This window comes from Moorella glycerini, from assembly GCF_009735625.1.
Taxonomy (GTDB): domain Bacteria; phylum Bacillota; class DSM-521; order Neomoorellales; family Neomoorellaceae; genus Neomoorella; species Neomoorella glycerini.
In genome coordinates this window covers 2,405,093-2,430,385 of sequence record NZ_CP046244.1, presented here as the reverse complement: position 1 = coordinate 2,430,385, position 25,293 = coordinate 2,405,093, and the positions used below count along the sequence as shown (strand labels likewise).

Genomic DNA, 25,293 nt, shown 5'->3' with positions numbered 1-25,293 from the left:
CGTAGAAACTGGCTGCGCCAGTTCCCGATTGCAGCCTCCAATTCCCTCCGTTTTTGTGGCTTCAGCAATGGTAGAAGTATAATGTCAACAAAACCCATATTTTTTAGCTTCCGCGGCCTCAGACCGATAACGCTCCCAGGGCCGGCCAGGGCTAGATTTTACGCAGCACCACGGTGACGTTATGACCACCGAAGCCAAAGGAATTGGAGATGGCCGCCCTGACCTGCCGCTCCCGGGCCACATTGGGCACATAGTCCAGGTCGCAATCGGGATCGGGTTCTTCGTAATTAATGGTCGGCGGGAGGACACCGGTGTGCACGGCCAGGGCCGTTGCCACCAGCTCAATGGCCCCGGCAGCTCCCAGGAGATGGCCGGTCATGGACTTGGTCGAACTGACGGCCAGCCGGTAGGCATGATTGCCAAAGACTTTTTTAATGGCCAGGGTTTCCTGGCGGTCGTTTAGCTCGGTAGAAGTACCGTGGGCATTGATGTAATCAATATCCTCCGGCTTTAGACCTGCATCCTGGAGGGCCAGGGCCATGGCCCGGCTGGCCGCCGCCCCATCGGGGGCCGGGGCCGTAATATGATAGGCATCGGCCGTGCAACCATAGCCGGCCACTTCCGCATAGATGCGGGCACCCCGGGTTGCAGCATGTTCCAGGGTTTCCAGGACCATTACCCCCGCGCCTTCGCCCAGGACAAAGCCATCCCGGCCCCGGTCAAAGGGGCGGCTGGCTCTGGCCGGCTCTTCATTGCGGGTAGAGAGCGCCTTCATGGCCGCAAAGCCGGCCACCGTGAGGGGAGTTACACTGGCCTCGCTGCCACCGGTGACAATTACATCGGCGTCACCCCGCTGCAGGGTGCGGAAGGCCTCGCCGATGGCATTGGCCCCAGAAGCGCAGGCATTGACTACCGTAAAGTTTACCCCGCGGGCGCCTAAGTTAATAGAGATTTGCCCGGCGGCCATATTGGCGATCATCATAGGGACAAAAAAGGGGCTGACCCGGTTGGGGCCTTTTTCCAGGAGAACCCGGGTTTGTTCTTCAAAGGTTTCCATGCCGCCGATACCCGTAGCAAAAATAACACCTACCCGCTCCCGGTCCTCTTTTTCCAGATCGAGCTTTGCGTCTTCTACCGCCATGCGGGCTGCGGCTACCGCATACTGGGTAAAACGATCCATGCGCCGGGCTTCTTTGCGATCAAAGAAGGCTCCCGGGTCAAAGTCCTTTACCTCACCGGCAAAACGGACGGCCATTTCCCCGGCATCAAAGCGGGTAATGGGGCCAATGCCCGGCTGCCCCGCCACCAAGGCCTGCCAGAATTTATCTTTACCAGTACCTACGGGGGAGATGGCTCCCAGGCCGGTGATAACGACACGCTTTTGCAAAGCTATCCCCCATTCTAAGGGGAAGTCCCGTTAAAGCACGGGACTTCCCTTTCTGGTTTTATTTGCTGGTATGTTCTTTAATATAGGCTACCGCGGCCCCTACTGTCGTCAGCTTTTCTGCATCCTCGTCGGGAATTTCCAGGTCAAATTCCTCTTCCAGGGCCATGATAAGTTCAACGATATCCAGGGAATCGGCATTTAGATCCTCAAAGGAAGTTTCCATGGTAATTTCGTCTTCCTCGACCCCGAGTTGTTCGGCCACAATTGCCCTGATCTTTTCGAAAACGTCCACTGACCTCACCTCCTTCTTATATCCTCATCTTTTCATACCTGGCTTATAGAGCCAGGGTAAGGCCGCCGTCAACAACTATTACCTGGCCGGTAATATACCTGGCCGCTGGCGAAGCCAGGAAAAGAATAACTTCAGCCACCTCCTCCGGCTCGCCGGGGCGACCCAGAGGGATATGGCGGTAAAATTCTTCCCGGGCCGCCTCGTTTAAAGCCGCCGTCATTTCCGTAGCGATAAAACCCGGGGCGACGGCATTAACCAGGATGCCCCGCGAGGCCACCTCTTTAGCCAGGGCTTTGGTAAAACCGATAACCCCGGCCTTGGCGGCGGCATAATTTACCTGGCCGGCATTACCGCGCAGGCCTACCACCGAAGTCAGGTTGATTATTCGTCCCTGGCGCTGGCGGAGCATGGGTTTTAAGGCGGCCTGGCAGCAATTGAAAACGCCGGTCAGGTTGGTCTGGAGAACGGCAGCCCAGTCATCCGGTTTCAAGCGGGCTGCCAGGTTATCCCGGGCTATACCGGCGTTGTTCACCAGGATATCCAGCCGGCCGAAATGATCCAGGGCCGCCTGGATTAAATTCCTGGCCGCCTCATAATCGCCCACATCGGCAGCAACGGCTACGGCCTGGCCACCGCCGTCCTGGATGGCGGCCACTACCTCTGCCGCCGCCTCCGCCTGGCGGGCATAATTGACCACCACCCTGGCACCGGCCCGGGCGAGTTCCAGGGCCGTAGCCCGGCCTATCCCCCGGGAAGCCCCGGTGACAACTGCTACCTGGCCTTGCAATTCCATTTTATTTTGCCTCCTGAAGTAAAGCAAGGGTTTTATCCAGCGTCTGGATATTTTCTACCTGGCTGATGGTTGCCTGGCGGTCAATGCGCTTGATGAGCCCGCTTAAAACATCGCCCGGTCCTACTTCGATGAAAGTGCGGTAACCATCGGCCAGCAGGCGGCGGATACTCTCCTCCCAGCGCACCGGGCTGGCTACCTGCTTAATCAGATTCTCCCTGACCTGCGCCGCCGTGTAGACATAGCCGGCCGTGACATTGGTTACCAGTGGCACCTGGGGATCGGCCACGGGAACCTCTGCTAAAACCCGGGCCAGTTCCCGGGCCGCCGGCGCCATCAGGCTGGAGTGGAAGGGACCGCTCACCTGGAGAGGGACCACCCTTTTAGCTCCTGCTTCTTTAGCCAGGGAAGATAGGGCCGCCAGCCCCTCCCGGTCACCGGCAACTACCACCTGGCCCGGGGCATTGAAGTTCGCCGCCTCAGCTATGCCACCCTTTACCTCCCGGCAGAGGGCGGCTACTTTTTCTGCCTCCAGGCCCAGCACGGCCACCATACCGCCCTGGCCTGCCGGTACAGCCGTGGCCATGAGCTGCGCCCGTTTGGCCACCAGTTTGACTGCCTCGCTAAAGGTAAGGCTGCCGGCAGCCACCAGGGCGCTGTATTCCCCCAGGCTGTGGCCGGCTACTGCCCCGGGCCTGATCCTGTGGGCCGCCAGGACCCGGAAGCAGGCAATACTTACCGTCAGCACTGCCGGCTGGGTGTTTTCCGTCCGCGTGAGTTCTTCCGCCGGCCCTGCAAAGCAGAGCTTATCTACCGGCCACCCCAGGGCCGCCCCGGCCTCTTGAAAAACCGCCGCCGCCTCGGGGTAACGGCCGGCCAGCTCCTGGCCCATACCTACATACTGGGAGCCCTGGCCGGGGAAGACAAAGACTATGCCTGACATAAAGAGTTCCTCCGAAGATAGAGTTCTGCCAGAATGGCGACTGCTGGTTGATCCGCGCTCTAACTTCTTTGGGCTGGGGGTACAGGCTCCAGGCTCCGGTGGTTCTCGGCTAGCAAACTTAGCGCTCAGCTTTGCTCGGCGGCGGGGGTGGCTTGCTGCAGCTTCGCTGAGTTTGCTGACGCCTCGAACCAAGTCGCCTTTCGCCTGTACCCCCCAGCCCTTTGTTCAGCCTGCATTTTCCTTGTTCGTGGAGCGGGCGCCTGACCCTCATGAATGGGTCCACTATTCGCGGCTCCGGGACATATCCCAACCATAATCGCCGCCTACCTGCGGCTTCGCGCAAGTATCGCCGAGAATATTTTTATCTCACCAGCGTGCCCAGGCGAGAGATGATCGCTTCTGCTTCAGCCATTACTTCCTCGATTATCGCCGCCGCCGGTTTGATTTCCCGCACCAGGGCCGCGCTCTGGCCGGCCATGAGGGAGCCGTACTCCACGTCGCCTTCTACTACTGCGGCCCGGAGCTTGCCGGTACCCAAACGATCCATCTCTTCCCAGGAAGCACCCCGGGCGGCCAGCTCTTCAAACTGCCGGGTTAATTTATTTTTCAGCACCCGCACGTAGTGCCCCGGCATGCCGGTAACCACGGCGTCTCTATCCCCGGCCTTTAAGACGGCCTCTTTATAATTGGGATGAACGGTACACTCTTCGGCACAGATGAAACGAGTCCCCATCTGCACGCCGGCCGCCCCCAGGGCCAGGGCTGCTGCCAGGCCGCGGCCGTCGGCAATCCCGCCGGCAGCAATCACGGGAATATGTACGGCATCTACAATCTGGGGCACCAGGGGCATGGTGGCGATTTCCCCGATATGACCGCCGCATTCCATACCTTCGGCTACCAGGGCATCCACCCCCAGCCTTTCCAGCCTTTTCGCCAGGGCCACGGAAGCTACTACCGGGATTACCTTGACGCCGGCGGCCTTTAATTTGGGCAGGTGTTTACCGGGATTACCGGCACCGGTAGTAACCACCGGCACCTTTTCGGTACAAACAAGCTCAATCAGTTCTTCCACATAGGGTGACATATAGTATATGTTTACACCAAAGGGGCGATCCGTCCGTTGGCGCACCTTGTGGATCTCCCGGCGCACTGTTTCCGGGGGTGCATTGCCGGCACCAATAATACCTAACCCCCCGGCGGCCGAAACTGCTGCCGCTAGCTCCCCGGTAGCCACCCAGGCCATGCCGCCCTGGATAATAGGATAGGTAATCCCCAGGAGATCGCAAAGGGGCGTATGTAACATCCCAACTTCACTCCTTTCCGCGACATCCCCGCAAAATAAGTTATACCAGGCTCCAGCTTAATACAGTTGCCCCCCAGGTCAGCCCGGCACCAAAGGCCACCAGGACTACTTTATCGCCGCGCTTTAGCCTGCCTTCCCGGTAAGCTTCATCCAGGGCCACCGGGATGGAAGCGCTGGACATATTACCATAGCGGTCTAGATTAACGTAAACCTTCTCCGGCGGCAGGCCCAGGCGTTTGGTGGCCGCTTCGATAATGCGGATGTTGGCCTGGTGAGGGATTAGAAAATCCACCTCTTCTTTCCTTAAACCAGCCTGTTCCAGGGCCTTCAGGGAAGCTTCTCCCATGACCCGCACGGCAAATTTAAAAACCTCCGGGCCGTTCATATGGATGGTATGCAGCCGGTTCTGGACGGTACTGGGACTTGCCGGCAGGCGGGAACCCCCGGCCGGGATACTGAGGAGGGACCCGCCGTTGCCGTCGGCCCCCAGGTGCAAACCCAGAACACCTTCCCCTTCCGGTACGGCCTGGAGAACGACTGCCCCGGCCCCATCCCCAAAAAGGACACAGGTATTGCGATCCTGCCAGTTGATAATCTTACTCAGGATCTCGACACCGATCACCAGGGCCGTCTGGTAAACCCCGGCAGCGATAAACTGGCTGGCGACTGCCAGGGCATAGATAAAACCGCTGCAGCCGGCTGAAAGGTCAAAGGCGGCAGCCCCCCTGGCTCCCAGGCGCTCCTGGACCAGGCAGGCCGTCGCCGGGAAAAGGGTATCCGGGGTTACGGTAGCCACAATGATTAAATCCACGGCCTCTGCCGGAAGCCCGGCCATGGCCAGGGCTTTTGCTGCGGCCGGGACGGCCAGGTCGGAGGCAGCCGTATCGTGACTTGCTATCCGGCGCTCCCGGATACCGGTCCGGCTGCGAATCCATTCATCGCTGGTATCAACCATCTGCTCCAGTTCGGCATTGGTCAGGATGCGTTCCGGCAGGCAGGATCCCGTACCGACAATCCCGACCGGCCTTAAGAGGGCTGGCATTTAACTACCTCCCCTGCATCGCCGGCTCCCGGCAACTGCCCCAGGCCTGTCACCAGTCCCTGCTCGACACAGCGGGCGGCCACCTTGATGGCATTTTTTATAGCCCGGGCGTTAGAGCTGCCGTGGCAGATGATGCTGATGCCCTGAACGCCCAGGAGGGGGGCACCGCCGTATTCGGTATAATCTACCTGTTTCTTCAAGCCCCGTAAAGCAGGCAACACCAGGGCGGCACCGAGCCTGGCCCGGAAACTGTTTTTAATTTCCCGCCCGATCATGGTGAAGAGGGTCTGGGCCATACCCTCACCAAATTTCAGCAGGACGTTACCCACAAACCCGTCACAGACAATGACATCCGTCTCGCCGGCAAAAATATCCCGGCCTTCGATATTGCCGGTAAAGTTTAAGGGCGCTCCCTTTAACAGATTATAGGCCCCCAGGGTCTGTTCATTTCCCTTGCAGGCCTCGGTCCCTATATTGAGCAGTCCCACCCGGGGCTCGCGGATACCCATTATCCTGGCGGCATAAAGATTGCCCATTAGGGCAAATTCATAAAGGTGTTCGGGCCGGCAATCGACATTGGCCCCGGCATCGAGTAAAAGCTTTGGCCCTTTCAGGGTAGGGATAATGGTGGCAATGGCTGGTCGCTGGATTTTGCCGCTGCGACCTAAAATCAGGAGGGCTGCTGCCATCTGGGCCCCGGTACTACCAGCCGAAACAACGGCTGCCGCCCGCCCTTCCTTGACCAGGCGGGTGGCAACGATTATTGATGCTTCGCGCTTGCGCCGCAAGGCCAGGGCCGGCTGTTCATCCATCGCTACAACCTGTTCGGTATGGACAATTTCTAAATTGGCGGGGGGATGTAAGGGCTTAAGTTCTGGTTCCAGCCGCCTTTTATCACCTACCAGGATAATACCGGCTATCTTTTCCCTGGCGGCGGCCACCGCTCCCCGGACAATTTCCCCGGGAGCGTGATCGCCCCCCATGGCATCAACAGCTATTTGCAATCAGTCCCGCCTCCACTTATATTCTCCGGCGTTATGATTATAAACTGGCCTTTAAAGACGATCTCCCCGTTAACCCGGGAATGAACTGATACCAGGCAGGTTGAATCCTTGTTAACCTTGACCATGGCCCTGGCAATAACCCGTTCCCCGGCATAAACCGGCCGCCGGTAGCGCACCCGGGCGCTGCTGGTAAGGACGACCTCGGCGCCAACAGTTGCCAGGGCCAGGGAATGGGCCTGGGCAAAAAGGTAATGGCCGCGGGCAACGCCGGCCGGCTGGACCAGCATCTGGGGAGTAATCTCCAGGATGGAAATGCCCATCACTCCTGGCTGCAGCTCGACCAGTTCGCCCATCAGTTCTTCCGCCGTTACTCCCCGCATCCGCGACCTGGCTTCCCGGGCCATAGCCATGATGCGCTCCCTGACCTCCGGGATCCCCATGGCCAGGCGGTCCAGGCGTATGGTGGGTACGCTGACTTTAAATTTTTCCGCCAGCTCTTCATCGGTGGCGAAGGGGTTGTTGCGCAGGTAGCGGCGCAGGGCCTCCTGGCGCTCTTCCTTGTTGCCTTTCCGGCCTACCAAAAATCTCACCTCATACCTGGTACCAAATAATATTACCAGGCCATAGTTATAGTATAATGGTCATGGTAGATTTATGCAAGTAAAAAATAACCGGCAATAATTGCCGGTTGCCATTAACCCATAATTTTATTACTCTGCTACTTTGATAACTTCCCGCCCCTTGTAGTAACCGCACCTGGGGCAGACCCGGTGGTTAAGCTTTAACTGGTGGCACTGGGGACACTCCACCAGGGAGGGAGGGGTCATCTGGCTCCAGATGGAACGGCGTTTATTTTTCCGGGCCTTGGAAACTCTTCTTTTCGGTACTCCCAAGCTAGTTCTCTCCTTCCTTTTTGCGTAGCAATTCTTCTAATACAGCCAGGCGCAGGTCAACTGGCCGGGTATCACACTGGCATTGTCCCTCATTTAAATTCTGGCCGCAATGGGTGCACAGGCCCCGGCAGCTTTCCCGGCAGAGCCATTTCATGGGCAGGGCCAGAATGAGGGCTTCTTCTACCGCTGGCTTTAAGTTGATAAAATCTCCTTCCAGGGGCCGCACCTCACCGGGTTCCTCATTTTCCCCTGCAGCGGCTTGACCTGCGGACGCCCCGGCATATTCCTCTTCCAGGGACGCCACTACGGAATACCTGAACTTCTCCAGGCAGCGATCACAGGTTAATTCCAGCGTGGTGGCTACCTGCCCTTTAACCAGTAGTATCCTCCCGGTATTGGTTACGTTACCGCAAACACGTACCGGTGCTACGATAGGGATCCTGCCGGTAGCCGTGGTTAAGTAGGACCACTTTTCCTGGGCCTTAAATTCGAGTTCGCTTCCCGGCCTGGCCTTTAAATCGCTAACGCCAATTTTCACCACATTCACCGGGTAGATTATACCGGAAAGGCCAGCCGGGTGTCAACCGGCCTGGACAAAGGCCATGGTTTCCCGGGCGATCATTAATTCTTCGTTGGTGGGAATAACAAAGGTGCGTACCCTGGCCCCGGGAGCCGTAATTTCCTTTTCCTGGCCCCGGACCCGGTTTTCCCCGGGATCAATCTTGATCCCCAGGTAATCCATATCCCGGCAGATGGCTTCCCGGGCCTCAGGGGAATTTTCTCCCAGGCCGGCCGTAAATACCAGGACATCAAGGCCGTTTAAAACAGCCACATAGGCACCAATGTATTTTTTCGCGGTATGGACAAAGATATCCCACGCCAGGCGGGCACGTTCATTGCCCTCGGCCATGGCGGCTTCAATATCCCGGAAATCGCTGCTCACCCCGGAAACTCCCAGCACACCTGACTGGCGGTTCATGAGGCGGTCCATATCAGCCGGAGTATAACCTTCCTTTTCCATGAGGAAGGTAACAATAGCCGGGTCAATATCACCACAGCGGGTACCCATGGTTAAGCCGGCCAGGGGGGTAAATCCCATGCTGGTATCCCAGGATCTACCGTTTTTAACGGCGGTAATGCTGGAGCCGTTGCCGAGGTGACAGGTAATTACTTTTAATTCTGCTAGCGGCTTATCGACGAGGTTGGCTGCCCGTAAAGCCACGTATTTATGGGAGGTACCATGAAATCCATAGCGCCGGATGTGATGGCGCTGGCAGAGTTCATAAGGAAGGCTATAGGTATAAGCATGAGGGGGCATGCTTTGATGAAAGGCTGTATCAAAGACGGCAACCTGGGGCGTTGCCGGTAAAATTGCTTCACAGGCTTCAATACCCCGCAGCCCCGGGCCATTATGTAAGGGAGCCAGTTTTACCAGATCGCTGATTATCGCTTTAGTCTCCTGGGTAATCAATACCGAATCACAAAAGTCACCGCCATGGACAATCCGGTGACCTACGGCGCCAATTTCACTATAATCTTTAATAACACCATGTTGCTGATCGGTTAAGGCTTCCAGGCAGAGGCGGACAGCCGCCTTATGATCAGTAATTTCGGCCTCGCGCACCAGTTTATTTTTGCCGGTCGGGCGGTGGGTCAGGACTGAACCGGGAATACCAATCCTTTCCACCAGCCCTCGGGCTAAGACCGTCTCATCGGCCATATCAAAAAGCTGGTATTTAACTGAGGAACTACCACAGTTTAAAACTAAAATCTTCATGTATTAAGTACCTCCTGCAAATATTGCCCACTACCTACAATGGTACTTTTAAGCTGGCAAAAGTCAATCCCCTTGTTAAAGTTCGCACAAGGGTTTCAATTCTTGCAACAAAGTTTACTTCTAAATTACCGGGTGCCGCGTATATTGCATAACAGGATGTCCTTTCGAGGTGACCCCCGTGCGCCACCAGGTACTTATCATTACCAGGGGCCTGGGACCCATCCTGACCGTCGTCGCCGTCATGGTCCTGGCTCTGGCCATTATCTTGTTCCCCCAGCCGGTTTTCCAGGCGGCCCTGCGCGGCCTTAAGGCCTGGTGGGAAATTGTCGTTCCGGCTCTGCTCCCCTTCTTTATAATATCCCAGCTTTTTATGGGCCTTGGTATAGTTCATTTCCTGGGCGTACTCCTGGAACCGGTTATGCGGCCCCTTTTTAATGTACCGGGAAGCGGCGCCTTCGTCATGGCCATGGGGTACACTTCCGGTTCCCCCATCAGTGCCATGCTTACAGCCCAGTTGCGCCAGCAGGGCCTGGTTACCAGGGTTGAGGGTGAAAGGCTAATTTGCTTTACCAACAACGCCAGCCCCCTTTTTATGCTGGGAGCCGTAGCTGTAGGCATGCTCCACAACCCGGCCCTGGGGCCAGTCCTGGCTGGCGCCCATTACGGGGCTAACTTCTGCCTGGGTATCCTGTTTCGCTTTTACGGTCGCCGGCAACCGGTCTCCCCGCCGGTAAGCTACACCCTCCTGGCTTTACCCCGGCGGGCCTGGCAGGCCATGCTCCAGGCCCAGCAGAGAGACGGGCGCCCCCTGGGCCAGCTCCTGGGAGATGCCGTCAACCGTTCCTTCCTGACCCTGATTACCATTGGCGGTTTTATTATCTTATTTAGCGTCATCATCCAGGTGGCAACCATCCTGGGCCTGCTGGAACCCCTGGCTAGAATCCTTCTTTATGCCGGCAGTCCTTTCGGTTTAAGCCGGGATACATCTCTACCCCTGGCCGCCGGCCTCTTTGAAATGACCATGGGCACTAAATTTGCCAGCGAAGCAGCCGTCCCGATAACAGAGCGGCTGGTGGCCATTAGTCTCATTATGGGCTGGGCCGGGCTCTCCATCCTGGGCCAGGTGGCGGCCATGGTCAGCCATACTGATTTACGCCTGGGTCCATTTATCGTTGCCCGCCTCCTCCACGGCTTCCTGGCTGCCGCGCTGGTCCGGCTCTGCCAGGGGCCGGCCCGGCCCGTCCTGCTCTTACTGGCCCCGGAAATAACCCTGGTCCCCAGGGCTCCCTGGTTTACGTTGTGGTTATATTACACAGGTTTCGCCCTCACCCTGGTGACCGTCCTTTTTCTCCTGGCCGGGCTGGGACTGGGCGCCCGCTACTTCCTTTACCGGCGCTCCTGAGTCTCCGTCTTTTCTGGCGTTGCTGCCGCCGCTTCCCTGCCCGCACTTCCTCCGGCCGGATAGGCCTGGAGTTCCTGACGGCCCTGGCGCACCTGGGTCAGGGCCTGGTTGAGGCTCGCCTCCAGCTGGCCCAGCAGGCCGTCAGCATAACTTAAAGCTCCAGCCTTCATTTCTTCCGCCAGGCGCTGGGCCCGGGCCATAATTTCGCTGGCCTGGGCCCTGGCTTTACGGACCAGTTCGTTTTCCCCGGCCATCATTTCTGCTCGCTTCTCCGCTTCGGCCAGGAGGCTCTGGGCCTTAAGGCGGGCTTCTTCCAGCAAACGCTCCTTCTCCTGGCGTATCCACTGGGCCTGGCGCACTTCCTCGGGCAACGCCGTCCGCAACCGGTCCAGGTAATCAAGGAACAGGTCACCGTCAAGGAAAACCCTGCCTGTCAGGGGAATATGGGGACTCTTCTCGATTATTTTTTCCATTTCCTCAATCAGGGTCATGAACTCCATCAGCAAGCCCTCCTGCCCTTTGATAGAAATTTAAAGCTGTATCACCATAAACCCTCCTGGCCATCAATACCATATCGGCTATTTCTGGCGCTGCTTCAGAAGTTGCTGTTTCCAGGACAACCAGGCCAGCCGGTGATAACAAAGGAACAACTGCCGGCAAGATAACATCGCCCCACCCCTGGTAGTAAGGTGGATCGCTAAAAACCAGGTCAAAGACCAGGCCGCGCCCGGCTAAATGAGCCAGGGCCTGGCGGGCATCGGCGGCGATAATTTGCGCCTTATCTTTAAAGCCAGTTGCGACCAGATTGGCGGCCAGACACGCCAGGGCCTGGCGGTTATTTTCCACAAAAACGGCCTCCCTAGCCCCGCGGCTCAAAGCTTCCAACCCCACCGCTCCCGAACCGGCAAAAAGATCCAGGAACAGGCTGTCAATGACCCGCGCTCCCAGGATGTTAAATAAGGCCTCCCGCACCCGGTCACTGGTGGGGCGGGTAGCCCGGCCCTTCGGGGTACGTAAACGGCGGCCGCGGGCCTGGCCGGCAATTATTCTTAACATAAAATTCCCTCACTGAAGCTATTATAGCATGAAATGCCACCGTAGCTCCCACTATCCAGGTCATTCTAAAAAAATTTTTCCCGGATAGGTATAAGCTTCCCGCATGGCGTCCATAATATTAACCGGTAAATCTATTTCCAGATTTACCATGAAGAGCTTAGGGTTATTTTATTAACCCTCCCCCATGAGCTCTTCCTCCGGTTTCTCCTCTCCCAAGCCGCCGGTTACCCGCCGGCGGCTGAACTCTGGCCGTTCCTCCCGGAACGGCATTTTTTTATCCTCCTGCCTGCCATCTCCGGTTTGTCCGAATAAGGCACCAGGCTGAAATTTTTGCTGGACCGATGCCAGGGGATATGCTATACTTTCTTACAAGCAATTTTTTATGTTGTGAGCCTAGTTCAGCCTGATCAGTGTTAGCAGAGCCGAGGATAGCAGGCAAGCTATAACCGGGCTGCGGCCCGTTTTTTTGTGCCTTTAAGTCTCAAGGGGAGAGAGCAAACCGTGCCAGTATTGCTGATGGGTAATGAAGCCATCGCCCGGGGAGCCCTAGAGGCCGGCATCCGGGTTGCTACTTCTTATCCTGGTACCCCGGCCTCCGAAATAATGACGGCCCTGATGCATTTTGGACCAGAAGCAGGTGTGTACACCGAATGGTCGGTTAATGAAAAGGTAGCCGTGGAAATTGCCGCCGGGGCTGCCTATGCCGGCGCCCGGGCCCTGGTGAGCATGAAGCAGATGGGCTTAAATGTCGCTGCCGATGCCGTCATGAGCCTGGCCTACATCGGCGTCAAGGGCGGCCTGGTCCTGGCAGTGCTGACGCATGAAAATATATAAAGACAAAGTTCAGGGACCAAAATCAGGCGAACGAACAGTGAGAACTCAAAAAGGGGAGGTAGGTACCCTCTATAAACGATAAAAAAGCTCCGAACAGGAAAAAAGAGGGGTAAAATTGAGTACAGCAAAGCAAGCCATCTTTATGTAAGCGGCTATAAGCTACTTGAAGGTAAAGAATTAAGTTGTCGCTGACGCAGAGATTAAAGTTTCAAAAGGCCAAGCGTATTCTGGGCGGCTTAGTGCAGAGAGCCAACAATTGGTCGCGATCAATCCAGGGGTTGCTCCAAGTCTCCCGGAGGAACTTAAGGGTTCCCCTGAAGCCCAATTGTCGAACTTTCTCCACCAGGGCTTCCGTATGTAGTGTCAAGATATTTAACAGATGTCCCAGGTGCATAAGCAAATGCCAGTTTTTCATTGCCGTCCAGTTCAGAGAGAAAGCATGTTCATACTGATAACCTTGATGTTTTTCTACCAGGATATTTTCTTCAATGTTCCAGCGGTGGCGGGCCCCATGATTGCAGCGGGCGATGATATTCTTTTTGGTGAAAGGTCGCGAGGATACCCAGGCCCAATGGGCTTCCTTTTTTTCGCCTTTCTCTTCCCACGTCTCTGTACATCCCGCTACATGAATTTTGAACCGCCGCCAGGCTCCGGAAGCCTCCTGGAACTCATAGTCGATATCGTTGGCCCACCAGAAGTTTTGCTCTCTGTTCCCCCAATGATACTTGAGTTTCTGGTCCTTTTCCAGTTTTCTAAGGCCTCCCGCCTCTTCCCAGACACTTTTCAGGCGGTCCTGGGGTAGGATAAACATAAAGTCCAGATGTAATTGGCGGCACAGGGCCATCATGGGTCCATTGGCGTACAGGCCATCGGCTACTACCATGATACGTAGCTTGGGAAAGGCTTTGCGCAGGCGTGTCAGCAGCCTTTTGCCGGCTTTTAGTTCGCAATCCTGCTTGGTGAAGGCCTCTTTTTCCCCTATAGGGTTCTCGCAGAACTCGGTGAGCAGGGGGATGGTTACCCCCTGGGGACCGACCAGAACTGCTTCTACCGTATAGGCAATATATGATACCTCTTCCCCATGTTGCCGGTGGAGGGCTTCTTCAGCAAAAGGTAAACTGCGCACCAACTTCTGGGTCCCATCAACGGCTATGATATAATGCTTTTCTACCAGTAAGGCCTGCAGCCGGCGGTTGCGCAGCAGTCGTTTGATGGTTTGTATCAGCACTTCTTCTAACTGCTCCGGATTGATCTTTGCCAGCAGACGATTAACGGTGTCCATATGAGGGATAGTGTCAATCTCCGGAAAAACCTCCCGCAATAGCTCCCAAAAGACGGGCCGGGTCAGTTCCCGGTTGGCTTCCCTCCTGGAGTTATAGGCGAAGACGAAGAGAAATAGCCCAAAGGTCAACAGGACAGTCAGTTTATGCTTAATACTCTGGGGACGGCGGGGGTCGGGTATGCGCGCGAATTTCTCGAGCAATACTGGTAGATACGCCCGCCATACTGGTAGCTGCGCTGCTAAAGCCCCTTGCCGGTCGTCTTTCTCTTCTTGGCTGGTGGCATAGGCGCTTTTACAAGTGGGCAGGGTAGACGGGTGGATGGACCCGGGATGCCGTAAGGCCATGCTTATTCCCCTCCCTCGTCCAGGGTTTCTTCAACAGGCTCCGGGAAGGGTTCCACCAGCCGCCGGCGCCAGTCCCGTACCAGGGGATATACCCAGATTGTTTTAACCGTGACGGCATATTGCTTAAAGGCGTCCTGGCGGCCTCGACCTGCGGTTTCGCCAATTTTAATCCAGTTGGCCGCCCGGTAACAGGTGCCCTGATACTCGGGTTCAACAAAGGTTTCTAATAAAACCGGTTCATAACCATAGCGTTCCCGCCAGTCCGCCCGAATGCGCCGCGCTACCAGGGAAAGGGAGTGGCTGGCTAGATGGGGAATGTGCACCTCCGGCAGAATCAAAAAGCGGTTGTTGTTGACTATACGCGGGCGATAGCGCCGGCGTTCCTCAGCTGTCCAGCCAATCCACTTATCCCGCGCCGCCACCGCCTTGGCAGCAGCTCCAAACAACATCGCCCCTACTATCTCCCGGCCTCTCACTCCCTTTACCCTAATCCAATACCGCTGTTGCGCCCCGATGGCCCGCAGATACCCTAAAGGATGGTAAGCCGCCATGGTGGCGTTCCAGTCCGCCCTCTCTAAAGGGGTGACCGGATCTATGGTAACCGGCGCCACTTCTTGAAGTTTAGCCTTAAGCCGGGTCTGTATCACAGTTCCCAGTCGCTCCCCGCCGACTTGGCGTACCTTATTCTTTTGCAGCGGTGGTAAGGTAATGACCCCTTTTTGTTCTAATTCCAGCAGCTTTCTGCAGGCTTCCATCTTTAATCGTCCGTTCGGGGCCTTCCAAGGCAAATTCTCGCATATGGTCGCCGCGATCTCTTCACGGCTTAAATGGAAAAATTCCTTTACTGTAATACGTATTAAGTTGATATCCGCCTGGGTAAACTCTCGGTCGCCAATCGAAAAAGGCACGTCCATCTGAAATTTCACCTCGCTACTTTCCCAAGGCCATTATCTCAGATCGGCTCGTGCCTGTCCAGTCCTATTTGCGATAAATTTTTTTCGAAACCCAACTTTGACACCGCCCCTTAAAAATCAAGGGGTCCATAGGGACAATTGTCACTACAACCCCTTTCTGGGGCTCTTAGTGGCTACCTGAAGGTTAAAATTTTAGGTGGAAGTGGAAGGCCCAAAATTTTTAACAATTCACTCTGGCTTTGTCCGGGCTGGGTGATACTATAAATCCGCTTATCAAGAAACTGCTGGTCAACAGCCTTTATCTCTTCTAATAATTCCAGGATACGGCGGCCGCTTTTATGGGCAACCTTCCAGCGGCGTAACTCTCTTTCTTGACTTTCAGGATCAGGGATTTGTTTCGCCTTAAAAATCTCATCTTCAATATATCGGCGATGTATCACCTCCAGCCATTTTTCAAAGAGATAAGCCAGCACACATATAAAGATGTGTCCCTTAACCCGACTTTCGTTGTAGTGGTAGATAGGCCTCAAGCGAATGAAGTCCTTGATATGGCGAAAGGCGGTTTCTACCTGGAGCAGGTTTTTATAGGCGGCAATTACCTCCTCAGCTGGCAGGTCAGCATTAGTCTGGATTAAAAATTTGCCGTCCCGCAAAGCCTCTTTAGCCAGAGCCGGCTCATTAATTTCAAAGTTGAAAGACTTGCCGTCATAAGTAATATCAAAAATTGGAGCAAGGCCCTTCTTGTTAAGGATAGCAGCTGCTTTAAGCATGACTCCTTTTGTGGTAGGCTTGCGCCCCCGCCGCGGGGTTTCCCGGGCCAGCCTGTCTTTCAGCTCTTGCAATTTTATCCTGGCTTCTTCTATCGCTTTGACCCGAAATTCATAATCCTCTTGGGCTTTGAGAGGATTGTGGCAAAGGATATAGCGAACCGGAGGCTCGAAGTTTTCCTTTTCTTCCTCTTCTCCCTCTACCAAGTTTTCTTTAGGGGGAGCCTGTACCTGCTCTGGTGGTACTTCCACATAAAAGAGGGGGTTATCGCCGTCTATTAGCTGGTATTCTTCGAGGTTTTGGTACCTGGCCAGTAGTTCATCGCTCACTTCCCGGCCGCGTTTATGAAAGCCCAGGATATAACGGAAGTTAGCCTCCTTGAGTTCTTCTAAATTATGACTGGTCAGCATACCCCGGTCGCCCACGAAAATACAGCTCTTGATGGCAAACTTTTGCTTAAGTTGTTCGATGGCGCCAGCCACGGTTACTTTATCAGGTATATTACCTTCAAATACCTGGTGGGCAATAGGCATGCCTTCCGGAGTCACCAGGAGGCCAATATTAATTTGCCGGCAGTCCGGCCGGTGGTCGCGGGAATAACCGAACCTGGCCAGGGGGCAATGGGTACCTTCAAAGTAGCTGCTGGTCAAGTCGTAAAACACCAGGTTAAGCTGATAACTCAAGAGATCCGTAAGCCGGTTGTACAAGTGGCGTTCCAGATAATCCTTCATTTCTTCCAGGACGTCAAGAGTACGGTAAAAATGATGCAACTCAGGCTGTTTCTCTTCCAGTTCCGGCAGGTAAATTTGCCTTAACCATTGGGATACTCCAAGCTTGCTTTTAGGAGCGATGAGGCGGTTTAAAATCATAATCTTGGTGCATAAGGCCACATCCATCTCTACTTGACGATTTTGGAGATAGTTTTTAAAGAAGGCGTCCAGGTCCAGTCGCTCCCAGAAAAAATTCACCACATAGGGGATACCATAATGCTTGGTGCCGAAGGTCTGGAGGTCCTTAACAGTGCCCAGCTCATCTTCCTTAAGGAATTCCCGCAGTTTATTAATAAGCCGCTGTATCTCTTCCTGGGAATACTGGTCGATGTTGCCTAAATGCCCAACCTGGCGCTGTTTTACCTTGCCTTTTTCCCGGTAGGATTCTACCAGGACCAGATAATGGTAGGTATGGCCGCCGCGCCTGGTAGTGATAATACGGGGGAACAAAGGGGCATCACCTCGGTTATCGTCATTACTATTATACCAAGAGATGCCCGGCGTGAAAATACTCTAAGGCAGATTTGTTTTCACTACGTTTTGCCGACTTCGGTAGAGAAAGATCGTTGATATTACTAGTCTTGGTGGTCTTTAAGCCCTTGAAATAGAAGTTTTAGTGTCAAAGTTGGGTTAAATGGAAAAATTCCTTTACTGTAATACGTATTAAGTTGATATCCGCCTGGGTAAACTCTCGGTCGCCAATCGAAAAAGGCACGTCCATCTGAAATTTCACCTCGCTACTTTCCCAAGGCTATTATCTCAGATCGGCTCGTGCCTGTCCAGTCCTATTTGCGATAAATTTTTTTCGAAACCTGTTATTTATTCAGGCGTCGCAAAGCCTTCTTTGTTGATGCGTCAGCACTGTGGTCCTGGTGGTAGCCGACGACCCCGGCCCCCACAGTTCCCAGACGGAGCAGGACACACGCCTTTTTGCCCGCTTTGCCAAATTGCCCGTCCTGGATCCTTCCTGTCCCCGGGAAGCTTATGAAATGACAAAATATGCCTTCGAGCTTTCAGAAACTTTAAACCTCCCGGTTATCGTCCGCCCCACTACCCGCGTCAGCCACGCCTGCCAGGAAGTGGAGGTGGGTACCATCCCACCACGGCCGCCGGTGCCGGGGTTTAACAAAGACCCCCGCTGGGTCATCATGCCCTCCCTGGCGGCCCGCCAGCATGTCTGGTTGAATAAACAGCAGGACCGGGCCCAGGCCGAGTTCGCCGCCAGCCCCTTTAATGTAGCCCGCCTGGCAGGCCCTGTGGGGGTCATTACCAGCGGCCTTTCTTACTTTTACGTCACCGAAGCCCTGGAACGCCTGGGTGTAAAATTATCCCTGCTTAAAATCGGTACCCCCTATCCCCTGCCGGAAGAGCTGGTAAGGGAATTTCTCACCCGTATGGAAAGGGTCCTTATCGTCGAGGAGCAGGAGCCGGTTGTTGAAGACCAGGTCATCCACCTGGCCTGGCGCAGCCGCCTGCCGGTGGAAATTTCCGGCAAACATGACAGCTACCTGCCCCGGGAAGGCGAATTTAACGTCGACAGGGTCACCGCGGCCCTGGCCCGCTTCTTAAAGCTGGAGCAGGAAAATCCAGTTCCCGGCCTCCCGGCGCTGCCGCCTTTACCGGCGCGGCCGCCTCTTTTCTGCGCCGGTTGCCCCCACCGGGGTTCCTTCTATGCCTTTAAACAGGCGGCCCGGGATCAGGAAGTCATCTTTACCGGTGACATCGGCTGCTATACCCTGGGGGCAGCGCCACCCCTGGCCGCCATGGATACCTGCCTGTGCATGGGGGCAAGTTTAGGCCTGGCCCAGGGCCTGGCCCGGGTCCAGCCCGGCACCCGGCTGGTAGCCTTTATCGGGGACTCGACCTTTTTCCACGCCGGCCTGCCGCCCCTGGTCAATGCCGTCCACCAGCAGACACCCCTGGTAGTCGTCGTTCTCGATAATGAAACCACGGCCATGACCGGGCACCAGTCACACCCGGGACTGGCCACCGGCACCGGCCAGCGGGCCGTTGATATTGCCCGGGTGGCCCGGGCCTGCGGTGTAGAAATGGTCCTCACCGCTGATCCCCTGGACCTGGAGGCCACCATGGCAGTTGCCCGCCAGGCCCTCGCTGCTCCCGGCCCGGCCCTGGTAATCCTCCGTCACCCCTGCCCCCAGGTAGCCAGACCTGTTACCCGCTACCGGGTGAATGCCGACGCCTGCACTGGCTGCCATACCTGTATTGACGAACTGGGCTGCCCGGCCCTGGTGCCGGCTGACGGCGCAGTAATGATTAATTCTACCTGTACCGGCTGCGGGCTCTGCGCTCAAGTGTGCCCGGCGGCAGCCATGGAGGAGGGGGTCTAGATGGATATTCTCATTGCCGGTGTGGGCGGCCAGGGCATAATCCTCGCCTCCCGGGCTCTTGCGTCGGCCGCCGTAACAACGGGCCTGCCGGTACGTACGGCCGAGACCATTGGTATGGCCCAGCGGGAGGGCAGTGTCGTTAGCCATGTACGCCTGGGAGTGCAGGAGGCCGGCCCCCTCATCCCCTATGGCGCCGCCGACATCCTCCTGGCCCTGGAGCCGGCCGAGGCCTGCCGCAACTTAAAGTATTTACGCCCCGGCGGTAAGGCCCTGATCTCTACGGCAGCGGTAATACCGGTTCTGGCCGCCCTGGGGAGTAGCCCCTATCCTCTGGAGGATATCCTGGCCTACCTGCAAAACAACCTGCCCGGCTGCCGTTGCCTGGATGCCCTGGCCCTGGCCAGAGAAGCCGGTAACCCCCGGGCTTTAAACCTGGTCATGCTGGGTGCCCTGGTGAACTTCGGTTTACCCTTCCCTGCCGATGTCCTGCTGGCCGAAGCTTTAAAACTCCTGCCGGCCAGTGTCCATGAAATGAACCGCCGCGCCTTTGAACTGGGCCGGCGAGCCCTGGAGGTGTAAAAATGGGGCAATTTGATTACGAAAACCTCTACCAGAAGCAGGCTCCGGCCCTGCAAGCCCTGGTGCAGCGCCTCTTTGACAGCTCACCCTATTACCGGGAAAAGCTGGCGGCAGCCGGGATCAGGCCGGGGGATATCAGGACCGTAGCCGACCTGGCGGCGGTTCCCTTGACAGATAAATGGGAACTGCGCAACGGCAAGCCCCTGGAACTTATGGCTGTTCCCGAAGAAAAGGTCGTCCGGATTCATTCCTCCTCCGGTACCACCGGTAAGCCCATTATTATCCCTTACACGGCCGGTGATGTGGCTGCCTGGGCCGAAATGATGGCCCGCTGTTTTGCCCTGGCGGGCGTTACCAACCGCGACCGGGTGCAAATCACCCCCGGCTACGGCCTCTGGACGGCAGGCATCGGTTTCCAGGCCGGGGTTGAGTACCTGGGCGCCATGGCCATTCCCACCGGTGCCGGCAATACGGAAAAACAGCTGGAAATGCTGGTCGACCTCCAGGCCACCGTCCTGACGGCTACCGCTTCCTATGCCCTTTTCCTGGGCGAAGAAATCGAGCGCCGCGGCCTGAAGGACCGGCTGGCCCTGCGGGTGGGTCTCCTGGGTTCCGAACGCTGGGGTGAAAAAATGCGCAAGCGCATCGAAGAACTCCTGGGGATTGAAACCTTTGATATTTACGGGCTCACAGAAATTTACGGCCCCGGCATCGGCCTTGACTGCCCGGCCCATGAAGGTATCCACATCTGGACGGATCACCTGCTGCTGGAGATTATTGACCCGGCAACGGGCAAGCAGCTGCCGCCGGGCGAAACCGGGGAACTGGTCATCACCACCCTGACCAAGGAAGGCATGCCTTTACTGCGCTACCGCACCCACGACCTTACCTGTTTGAAGGTTGCAGCCTGTTCCTGTGGCTCGCCCTTCCCTATGATTGAGCGCGTTCTAGGGCGGACTGATGACATGGTTAAAATTAAGGGCGTCAATATCTACCCGGGCCAGGTCGACCATGTCCTTCACCTCACGCCGGGGGCCGGCAGCGAATACCAGCTCATCTTGACCCGTGAGGGGGGTAAGGACCGGCTGCTGGTAAAGATCGAGTACCTCCCCGGTAATGAGGGCGAAGCTGTTGCGGCCGAGTGCCGGCGCCAGATTAAAAACCGCATCGGCATCCTGGCTGACGTGGAGGCGGTACCCCTGGGGACTCTGCCCCGCAGCGAAAAGAAAACCCGGCGCGTCTACGACTACCGGGAGAAGTGAAACACCCTACACTTTACCGAAGGAACAGGCCGGGTAGCGGCATTCCGGGCAGCCCTGGCAGAGGCCGCCGGCCGCCAGCCCGGCTATATCTTTACGCTGCAACCGTTCTCCCGTTAAAACCCGCGGCAGGACCAGGTCAAAAATGGTAGCCCGGTAATACATCACACACCCCGGCAGGCCCATAATGGGCACCTCCCCCAGGTAGGCCAGCATGAACATGGCCCCCGGCAGCACCGGGGCGCCATAGGTGACGACTTCCGCGCCACTGCGGCGGATCCCTTCCGGCGTTACGTCATCAGGATCAACCGACATGCCCCCCGTAAGGACCACCATTTCCATGCCGGCCGCCAGCATCGCTGCTATGGCCTGCCGGATGGCCTCAGCGTCATCAGGTACAATCTCTTCCCGCTCTACTTCTGAGCCATAACTGGCAATCTTGGCCCGGACCACCGGGCCAAAGGCATCTTTGACCCGCCCTTTAAAAACCTCACTGCCGGTGGTAATCAAGCCTACCCGCAACCGCCGGTAGGGGGCTATGCGGACAATACCACCTGCCTGGTGGCAAATGGCTTCCACCCTATCAATCAGCGCCCGGGGTGCCAGCAAGGGGATCAACCTGGTGCCGGCCACCACCTGGCCTGCCGTAACCGGGTAATTGTTATGCAGGGTGGCCAGGATGATGTCCGCCCCTTCATTAATTTGCTGCAGGGCCGGGAGGTTCACCTTCAACAGGCCGTTCCTGGCGGCGATAAGGTTTACCTTGCCTTCCTGGGGCTCACTAAATTTGAGGCCGTGATCGCCGTCGCCGGCTGCCGCCCTGGCCAGGCGAAGGGCGGCTTCGTCTTCGTGCACCTCATCCGGTCCCAGGGCCAGGACATAAAGGTGTTCTTTACCCATTTGCAGCAGTTCGGCCACATCTTCCGGCTGAATAATATGTCCTTTCTTAAATCGCCTTCCCTTGAACTCGCCAGGGACGATTTTGGTCAGGTCGTGGGCCAGGACCGTGCCCACGCTATCTTCGACCCGGACTTTCTGGAGCATCTGCCCTACCTCCTTGCGCTTATAATTCGACGTGCCTGAAAAAAAGCCTGCCGCTTAAAGTGAAATTTGATAATAAAACATTAAGGGCCACCGGTAATTAACCGGTGACCCTTAGTTACTAGATCAGGCTGATGGCTTGCCGGTCACAGGCCAGCAGGCAGCGGCCGCAGCCCAGGCAGGTAGGGCCAATAAACCAGGGTTCGCCCTCCTCTTCACGCATGAAAGATTTAGTAGGGCAGGCGTTCATAGCCTGGCAATCGGCCCGGCCGTCGCAAAGACTGGCATCAATAAAAGCATGGCGGGCCATGTAACCTCCCCCGCTCCATTCCCTCCAGCAAACTTTTTAATGCAAACTTTTTAATGTATGGCAGCTTCCAGCTGTTCCTTTAACTTTTCCTTGGGCATATAGCCAATGACCCGTCCCACTTCCTGGCCGTCTTTAAAGATAACCAGGGTAGGTATACTCATAATACCATAGCGGGCGGCCAGTTCCTGGTTTTCGTCAACATTTACCTTGGCAAATTTAACGTTACCATCGTAGTCTTCGGCCAGCTGATCCAGCACCGGGGCCATCATCCGGCAGGGACCGCACCAGACGGCCCAAAAATCAACTACTACTGGCACCGGTGCTGACAATACTTCAGCTTCAAAGGCGCTGCTGTCAACATTAACGGGCTTGCTCATGTTTTGGTGCCTCCTAAATTTAATAATTTTGCACTCCATCGACAACCAGCTGTTTAAAGGGTCCAAAGCCCACCAGGTCTACATCCAGGCCGCGTGAAGCTTTAATCCCCTTTTGCAGGTAAACCTTTAAGCCATTTAGCTGCTGAACAATAAAGTTTTTCACGTCAGCTGGCGCGCCTGCATACACGGCAGGACGAATTGATAGTCCAGCTCAACCGCCGCACATCTCTAATTTAATGGTAATGGTATCGGATTTCTCTTTGATATATTGTTCCGCTTTAGGGCTGATACGGATTTCCATCTTTCATCCTCCTCTCTCGCTGCGATTATACTATAATTATTTTACGCTGTCAATAAGGTATTTATAATGGTTTCTCTGCTTTTTGGGCCTGCAGGGCCTGGTAACGCAGCCGGGCGCGGCAGGTTTCGCAGGTGTAGACGGCATTTTTATCGCGCGCCAGTTTGCGATAATCCTTATGGACCTTGGTAATTTCTTCTTTACGACCGCAGAGGGTACATTTTACTTCCATCAGTCTCACCTTCCCTGAGGGCAATTATTCAACACGCCAGGAAACTTTTCCTTTTTGACGTATATTTTTTTTCATTATGGATAACCTGAAGGCAGGCCTTAAAAGTTTGGAGGGAACCACCTTGCAGCGCGCCGAATTTTACCAGCTGGCGGGAGTTATCCTGGACCTGGCGGTGGAAGCCCATGCTTTATTACGCGGGGCTACCCAGCAGGAAGTGCCCGGGGTAAGGGAAGATAAAGAACAGTACCCCAACGCTACGGTTACAACTATTACCATCATGAATGCCATCGGCGAGCAAGCTATGGGCAAGCCCCAGGGTACTTACATAACCATCGATGCACCGGCCCTCCGCTCTGAAAACCCGCCCGTTCACGAAGAAATAGCGGGTCTCCTGGCCCAGAAACTCAAACTTTTGTTACAAAAATGGCATGTTGGTCCTGCCGACCCGGTGCTGGTGGTGGGCCTGGGTAACTGGGAAGCCACGCCGGACTCCCTGGGCCCAAAAGTAATCAACCAGTTTACGGTTACCCGGCATCTATTAAAATACGTACCGCAAAATATGCCCCCGGGAACAAGACCCGTCAGTGCCCTGGCCCCCGGTGTCCTGGGTACTACCGGAATTGAAACAGCGGAAATCCTTAAGGGTGTGGTAGAAAAAACCCGGCCCAGAGTAATGATTGCCGTTGATGCCCTGGCTGCCGGCGATCTGCAACGCATAGGCAGCAGCATTCAAATTACCGATACCGGCATTAGCCCCGGCTCAGGGGTGGGAAATCAACGTACCGGCATCAATCAACAAACCATGGGTATTCCCGTTATTGCCATCGGTATTCCTACTGTAGTTCATGCCGGGGTGATTATCTATGAAGCCCTTAGCCAAATCCAGCAGGCTTTTCCTAATGTCAACCTGCAGCTCAACCAGGCCGTGGCCCAAAACCTTGCCCGCAATGTCCTGGCACCTTTTGGCGGTAACCTGACGGTAACTCCCAAAGAGGTTGACGACCTGGTGCATAACCTGGCCTGGGTCATTGGTAATGCCCTGAACAGGACCCTGCATGCCACTCTCCTGCAGGCTAAGGCTGCCATACCGTTACATTAAAAAAGGATGGCGGTTAAAACCCGCCATCCGGAATTGCCCTTACTGGGTCAATCCACCCAGCCCACCGGGGTTGTACTGCTGGGCATTGATGTTTAACTTCTGGCCACCGGCATTATAAGCGGGGTTGGGCCCGCTGATGCGACCGGTAACGTTCTGGGCGGCACCCAGTTCAACGTCAGTACCACCAAGGCCGCCGGCTGCCTGATTGCTCAGGGTCTGCTCATAAGCAGCGATCATCTTCTTGACCATGAGCCCCCCTACAGAACCGTTAACTTTGGAGGGCAGGTCACCCAGGTAACCGTCATAATTGGAGATCCCCAGTTCGCTGGCCACTTCCTGCTTGAACCTTTCCATCTGGCCGCGGGCCTGGGGGATCAGGAGACGGTTGGTCCTTCCTCCACGCGGCATTCAGTTTCACCTCCTTTTTTGTTATGCAGTCTTAGTATGAGCCGGTGGCCTTATTTTATGCTTAGTATTATTTGGCTAGCGTAACTTTACATTTATACTACAAAAAAGGAAAACGCCCACCAGGGCGTTTTTTAAAGCCGGCCGCCATGGGCCTCAATGATTTTCCGGGCTTCCTTCACCCGGGACGGCGTTGTTACTACAGTAACTAAAAAGCCCTCATTGCCGGCCACCCCGTAATCCTTTAAACCCACACCGCTGACCGAAGGGTCGGCGGCCAGCAGGGCCCGGGTATCGGTTTTTACCAGGGGGTTAATATCAGCTGCATAGAGGGTTAAGCCGGTAATGGTATTGGCCTGGTTGGCCAGGGGATTATTGTACCGGTCATTATAACGGGTACCAAAACGTCCTACCCGGTCAAACTGGACCTCAATTATACCAGCCGCTTGGAGAGCATTGACGGCTTCCTGGGCTCTGGTACTGCTGGAAAAATAAGCCAGAAGCGAACGCTCATCCTTTTCTAATTGCATAGGCTCACCTTCG

28 protein-coding genes and 1 pseudogene are annotated in these 25,293 nt (G+C 55.8%); 6 read left to right on the top strand and 23 right to left on the bottom strand.

From position 1 onward, the window contains the following. Nucleotides 1-151: 151 nt before the first annotated feature. From fabF to MGLY_RS12035, 11 genes are all read right to left on the bottom strand, one after another. Complete coding sequence (gene fabF / locus MGLY_RS12085) at nt 152-1,387, bottom strand: beta-ketoacyl-ACP synthase II (protein WP_156274174.1); 1,236 nt, start codon at nt 1,385-1,387, stop codon at nt 152-154. Between the two features lie 58 nt (nt 1,388-1,445). After that, complete coding sequence (gene acpP, locus MGLY_RS12080; protein WP_170291054.1) at nt 1,446-1,679, bottom strand: acyl carrier protein; 234 nt, start codon at nt 1,677-1,679, stop codon at nt 1,446-1,448. 43 nt (nt 1,680-1,722) lie between these two features. Beyond that, entirely contained in the window at nt 1,723-2,472 is a 750-nt protein-coding gene (fabG, locus tag MGLY_RS12075) for a 3-oxoacyl-[acyl-carrier-protein] reductase (RefSeq protein ID WP_156274170.1), read from the bottom strand. Nucleotide 2,473: 1 nt separating this feature from the next. Beyond that, on the bottom strand, nt 2,474-3,412 hold the full coding sequence (fabD, locus tag MGLY_RS12070; protein WP_156274168.1) for an ACP S-malonyltransferase: 939 nt from the start codon (nt 3,410-3,412) through the stop codon (nt 2,474-2,476). Between the two features lie 361 nt (nt 3,413-3,773). Then, nucleotides 3,774-4,715 (bottom strand): enoyl-[acyl-carrier-protein] reductase FabK, encoded by a 942-nt coding sequence (gene fabK / locus MGLY_RS12065; protein ID WP_156274166.1) that lies wholly within the window; start codon nt 4,713-4,715, stop codon nt 3,774-3,776. Between the two features lie 40 nt (nt 4,716-4,755). Next, nucleotides 4,756-5,757, bottom strand: a complete 1,002-nt coding sequence (locus MGLY_RS12060; RefSeq protein WP_156274164.1) for a beta-ketoacyl-ACP synthase III — start codon at nt 5,755-5,757, stop codon at nt 4,756-4,758. After that, the gene (gene plsX, locus MGLY_RS12055) at nt 5,742-6,761 is read right to left on the bottom strand and encodes a phosphate acyltransferase PlsX (protein WP_156274162.1); all 1,020 of its coding nucleotides are present in this window, start codon (nt 6,759-6,761) and stop codon (nt 5,742-5,744) included. The genes MGLY_RS12060 and plsX overlap by 16 nt, the downstream gene beginning before the upstream one ends. After that, nucleotides 6,752-7,342 carry a transcription factor FapR gene (gene fapR, locus MGLY_RS12050; RefSeq protein WP_156274160.1) on the bottom strand — a complete coding sequence of 197 codons (591 nt, stop codon included), beginning with the start codon at nt 7,340-7,342 and terminating at the stop codon, nt 6,752-6,754. The genes plsX and fapR overlap by 10 nt, the downstream gene beginning before the upstream one ends. A gap of 129 nt (nt 7,343-7,471) precedes the next feature. Further along, the gene (rpmF, locus tag MGLY_RS12045; RefSeq protein WP_156274158.1) at nt 7,472-7,654 is read right to left on the bottom strand and encodes a 50S ribosomal protein L32; all 183 of its coding nucleotides are present in this window, start codon (nt 7,652-7,654) and stop codon (nt 7,472-7,474) included. Nucleotide 7,655: 1 nt separating this feature from the next. Continuing rightward, complete coding sequence (locus MGLY_RS12040) at nt 7,656-8,201, bottom strand: YceD family protein (RefSeq protein ID WP_170291053.1); 546 nt, start codon at nt 8,199-8,201, stop codon at nt 7,656-7,658. Between the two features lie 33 nt (nt 8,202-8,234). Continuing rightward, nucleotides 8,235-9,431 (bottom strand): acetate/propionate family kinase, encoded by a 1,197-nt coding sequence (locus tag MGLY_RS12035; protein WP_156274156.1) that lies wholly within the window; start codon nt 9,429-9,431, stop codon nt 8,235-8,237. 169 nt (nt 9,432-9,600) lie between these two features. On the opposite strand from MGLY_RS12035, the gene ylbJ reads away from it, so the two are divergent. Next, nucleotides 9,601-10,833 (top strand): sporulation integral membrane protein YlbJ, encoded by a 1,233-nt coding sequence (ylbJ, locus tag MGLY_RS12030; RefSeq protein WP_170291052.1) that lies wholly within the window; start codon nt 9,601-9,603, stop codon nt 10,831-10,833. On the opposite strand, the gene MGLY_RS12025 is transcribed toward ylbJ, so the two are convergent. Together MGLY_RS12025 and rsmD are read right to left on the bottom strand one after the other, a co-directional pair. After that, nucleotides 10,818-11,333 (bottom strand): SPFH domain-containing protein, encoded by a 516-nt coding sequence (locus tag MGLY_RS12025; protein ID WP_156274154.1) that lies wholly within the window; start codon nt 11,331-11,333, stop codon nt 10,818-10,820. The genes ylbJ and MGLY_RS12025 overlap by 16 nt on opposite strands. Further along, nucleotides 11,311-11,889 (bottom strand): 16S rRNA (guanine(966)-N(2))-methyltransferase RsmD, encoded by a 579-nt coding sequence (rsmD, locus tag MGLY_RS12020; protein WP_156274152.1) that lies wholly within the window; start codon nt 11,887-11,889, stop codon nt 11,311-11,313. The genes MGLY_RS12025 and rsmD overlap by 23 nt, the downstream gene beginning before the upstream one ends. Nucleotides 11,890-12,390: 501 nt before the next feature. Between rsmD and MGLY_RS12015 the strand changes: the two are divergent. Continuing rightward, nucleotides 12,391-12,702, top strand: a pseudogene (locus tag MGLY_RS12015) (indolepyruvate ferredoxin oxidoreductase subunit alpha); the annotation flags it as partial. A 229-nt stretch (nt 12,703-12,931) separates the two neighbouring features. Here MGLY_RS12015 and MGLY_RS12010 read toward each other — a convergent pair. The 3 genes from MGLY_RS12010 to MGLY_RS12000 all read right to left on the bottom strand — a co-directional run bounded on the left by MGLY_RS12010 (nt 12,932) and on the right by MGLY_RS12000 (nt 17,252). Beyond that, nucleotides 12,932-14,350: a transposase family protein gene (locus tag MGLY_RS12010; protein WP_156272927.1), complete on the bottom strand. Its 1,419-nt coding sequence runs from the start codon at nt 14,348-14,350 to the stop codon at nt 12,932-12,934. A gap of 2 nt (nt 14,351-14,352) precedes the next feature. Further along, nucleotides 14,353-15,264, bottom strand: coding sequence for a Druantia anti-phage system protein DruA (locus tag MGLY_RS12005; RefSeq protein ID WP_156272925.1), 912 nt, complete (start codon nt 15,262-15,264; stop codon nt 14,353-14,355). A 173-nt stretch (nt 15,265-15,437) separates the two neighbouring features. Beyond that, nucleotides 15,438-17,252 carry an IS1634 family transposase gene (locus tag MGLY_RS12000; RefSeq protein WP_156272643.1) on the bottom strand — a complete coding sequence of 605 codons (1,815 nt, stop codon included), beginning with the start codon at nt 17,250-17,252 and terminating at the stop codon, nt 15,438-15,440. Between the two features lie 413 nt (nt 17,253-17,665). On the opposite strand from MGLY_RS12000, the gene iorA reads away from it, so the two are divergent. From iorA to MGLY_RS11985, 3 genes are read left to right on the top strand one after another with little or no spacing between them, the layout of a single operon-like run. Beyond that, complete coding sequence (gene iorA, locus MGLY_RS11995; protein ID WP_156274150.1) at nt 17,666-19,150, top strand: indolepyruvate ferredoxin oxidoreductase subunit alpha; 1,485 nt, start codon at nt 17,666-17,668, stop codon at nt 19,148-19,150. After that, nucleotides 19,151-19,729 (top strand): indolepyruvate oxidoreductase subunit beta, encoded by a 579-nt coding sequence (locus MGLY_RS11990; protein WP_156274148.1) that lies wholly within the window; start codon nt 19,151-19,153, stop codon nt 19,727-19,729. A gap of 2 nt (nt 19,730-19,731) precedes the next feature. After that, the gene (locus MGLY_RS11985) at nt 19,732-20,991 is read left to right on the top strand and encodes a phenylacetate--CoA ligase (protein ID WP_156274146.1); all 1,260 of its coding nucleotides are present in this window, start codon (nt 19,732-19,734) and stop codon (nt 20,989-20,991) included. Nucleotides 20,992-20,997: 6 nt separating this feature from the next. On the opposite strand, the gene MGLY_RS11980 is transcribed toward MGLY_RS11985, so the two are convergent. The 5 genes from MGLY_RS11980 to MGLY_RS11960 form a co-directional block, all read right to left on the bottom strand. Continuing rightward, nucleotides 20,998-22,032: a molybdopterin-binding protein gene (locus MGLY_RS11980; protein WP_156274144.1), complete on the bottom strand. Its 1,035-nt coding sequence runs from the start codon at nt 22,030-22,032 to the stop codon at nt 20,998-21,000. A gap of 118 nt (nt 22,033-22,150) precedes the next feature. After that, the gene (locus tag MGLY_RS11975) at nt 22,151-22,339 is read right to left on the bottom strand and encodes a hypothetical protein (protein WP_156274142.1); all 189 of its coding nucleotides are present in this window, start codon (nt 22,337-22,339) and stop codon (nt 22,151-22,153) included. A gap of 50 nt (nt 22,340-22,389) precedes the next feature. Next, nucleotides 22,390-22,716, bottom strand: a complete 327-nt coding sequence (gene trxA, locus MGLY_RS11970; RefSeq protein ID WP_156274140.1) for a thioredoxin — start codon at nt 22,714-22,716, stop codon at nt 22,390-22,392. A 19-nt stretch (nt 22,717-22,735) separates the two neighbouring features. Next, nucleotides 22,736-23,017: a CC/Se motif family (seleno)protein gene (locus tag MGLY_RS18555; protein ID WP_269085188.1), complete on the bottom strand. Its 282-nt coding sequence runs from the start codon at nt 23,015-23,017 to the stop codon at nt 22,736-22,738. Between the two features lie 61 nt (nt 23,018-23,078). Continuing rightward, entirely contained in the window at nt 23,079-23,246 is a 168-nt protein-coding gene (locus tag MGLY_RS11960) for a DUF2197 domain-containing protein (protein WP_156274136.1), read from the bottom strand. 121 nt (nt 23,247-23,367) lie between these two features. Between MGLY_RS11960 and gpr the strand changes: the two genes are divergently transcribed. Next, entirely contained in the window at nt 23,368-24,345 is a 978-nt protein-coding gene (gpr, locus tag MGLY_RS11955) for a GPR endopeptidase (protein WP_156274134.1), read from the top strand. 39 nt (nt 24,346-24,384) lie between these two features. Here the strand turns inward: gpr and MGLY_RS11950 are convergent, their stop codons facing one another. After that, nucleotides 24,385-24,753, bottom strand: a complete 369-nt coding sequence (locus MGLY_RS11950) for an alpha/beta-type small acid-soluble spore protein (RefSeq protein ID WP_064774341.1) — start codon at nt 24,751-24,753, stop codon at nt 24,385-24,387. A 131-nt stretch (nt 24,754-24,884) separates the two neighbouring features. Continuing rightward, the gene (locus MGLY_RS11945) at nt 24,885-25,280 is read right to left on the bottom strand and encodes a hypothetical protein (protein WP_156274132.1); all 396 of its coding nucleotides are present in this window, start codon (nt 25,278-25,280) and stop codon (nt 24,885-24,887) included. Between the last annotated feature and the right edge of the window lie 13 nt (nt 25,281-25,293).

Coding starts and splice junctions, on each gene's coding strand:
- fabG (WP_156274170.1), bottom strand. CDS start 2,472: ATGGAATTGCAAGGCCAGGTAGCAGTTGTCACCGGGGCTTCCCGGGGG.
- MGLY_RS12025 (WP_156274154.1), bottom strand. CDS start 11,333: ATGGAGTTCATGACCCTGATTGAGGAAATGGAAAAAATAATCGAGAAG.
- MGLY_RS11960 (WP_156274136.1), bottom strand. CDS start 23,246: ATGGAAGTAAAATGTACCCTCTGCGGTCGTAAAGAAGAAATTACCAAG.
- MGLY_RS12035 (WP_156274156.1), bottom strand. CDS start 9,431: ATGAAGATTTTAGTTTTAAACTGTGGTAGTTCCTCAGTTAAATACCAG.
- MGLY_RS12060 (WP_156274164.1), bottom strand. CDS start 5,757: ATGCCAGCCCTCTTAAGGCCGGTCGGGATTGTCGGTACGGGATCCTGC.
- MGLY_RS12005 (WP_156272925.1), bottom strand. CDS start 15,264: ATGGACGTGCCTTTTTCGATTGGCGACCGAGAGTTTACCCAGGCGGAT.
- MGLY_RS11985 (WP_156274146.1), top strand. CDS start 19,732: ATGGGGCAATTTGATTACGAAAACCTCTACCAGAAGCAGGCTCCGGCC.
- fabD (WP_156274168.1), bottom strand. CDS start 3,412: ATGTCAGGCATAGTCTTTGTCTTCCCCGGCCAGGGCTCCCAGTATGTA.
- MGLY_RS11990 (WP_156274148.1), top strand. CDS start 19,151: ATGGATATTCTCATTGCCGGTGTGGGCGGCCAGGGCATAATCCTCGCC.
- rsmD (WP_156274152.1), bottom strand. CDS start 11,889: ATGTTAAGAATAATTGCCGGCCAGGCCCGCGGCCGCCGTTTACGTACC.
- MGLY_RS11980 (WP_156274144.1), bottom strand. CDS start 22,032: ATGCTCCAGAAAGTCCGGGTCGAAGATAGCGTGGGCACGGTCCTGGCC.
- MGLY_RS11945 (WP_156274132.1), bottom strand. CDS start 25,280: ATGCAATTAGAAAAGGATGAGCGTTCGCTTCTGGCTTATTTTTCCAGC.
- MGLY_RS11975 (WP_156274142.1), bottom strand. CDS start 22,339: ATGGCCCGCCATGCTTTTATTGATGCCAGTCTTTGCGACGGCCGGGCC.
- MGLY_RS12010 (WP_156272927.1), bottom strand. CDS start 14,350: ATGGCCTTACGGCATCCCGGGTCCATCCACCCGTCTACCCTGCCCACT.
- MGLY_RS11950 (WP_064774341.1), bottom strand. CDS start 24,753: ATGCCGCGTGGAGGAAGGACCAACCGTCTCCTGATCCCCCAGGCCCGC.
- fabK (WP_156274166.1), bottom strand. CDS start 4,715: ATGTTACATACGCCCCTTTGCGATCTCCTGGGGATTACCTATCCTATT.
- trxA (WP_156274140.1), bottom strand. CDS start 22,716: ATGAGCAAGCCCGTTAATGTTGACAGCAGCGCCTTTGAAGCTGAAGTA.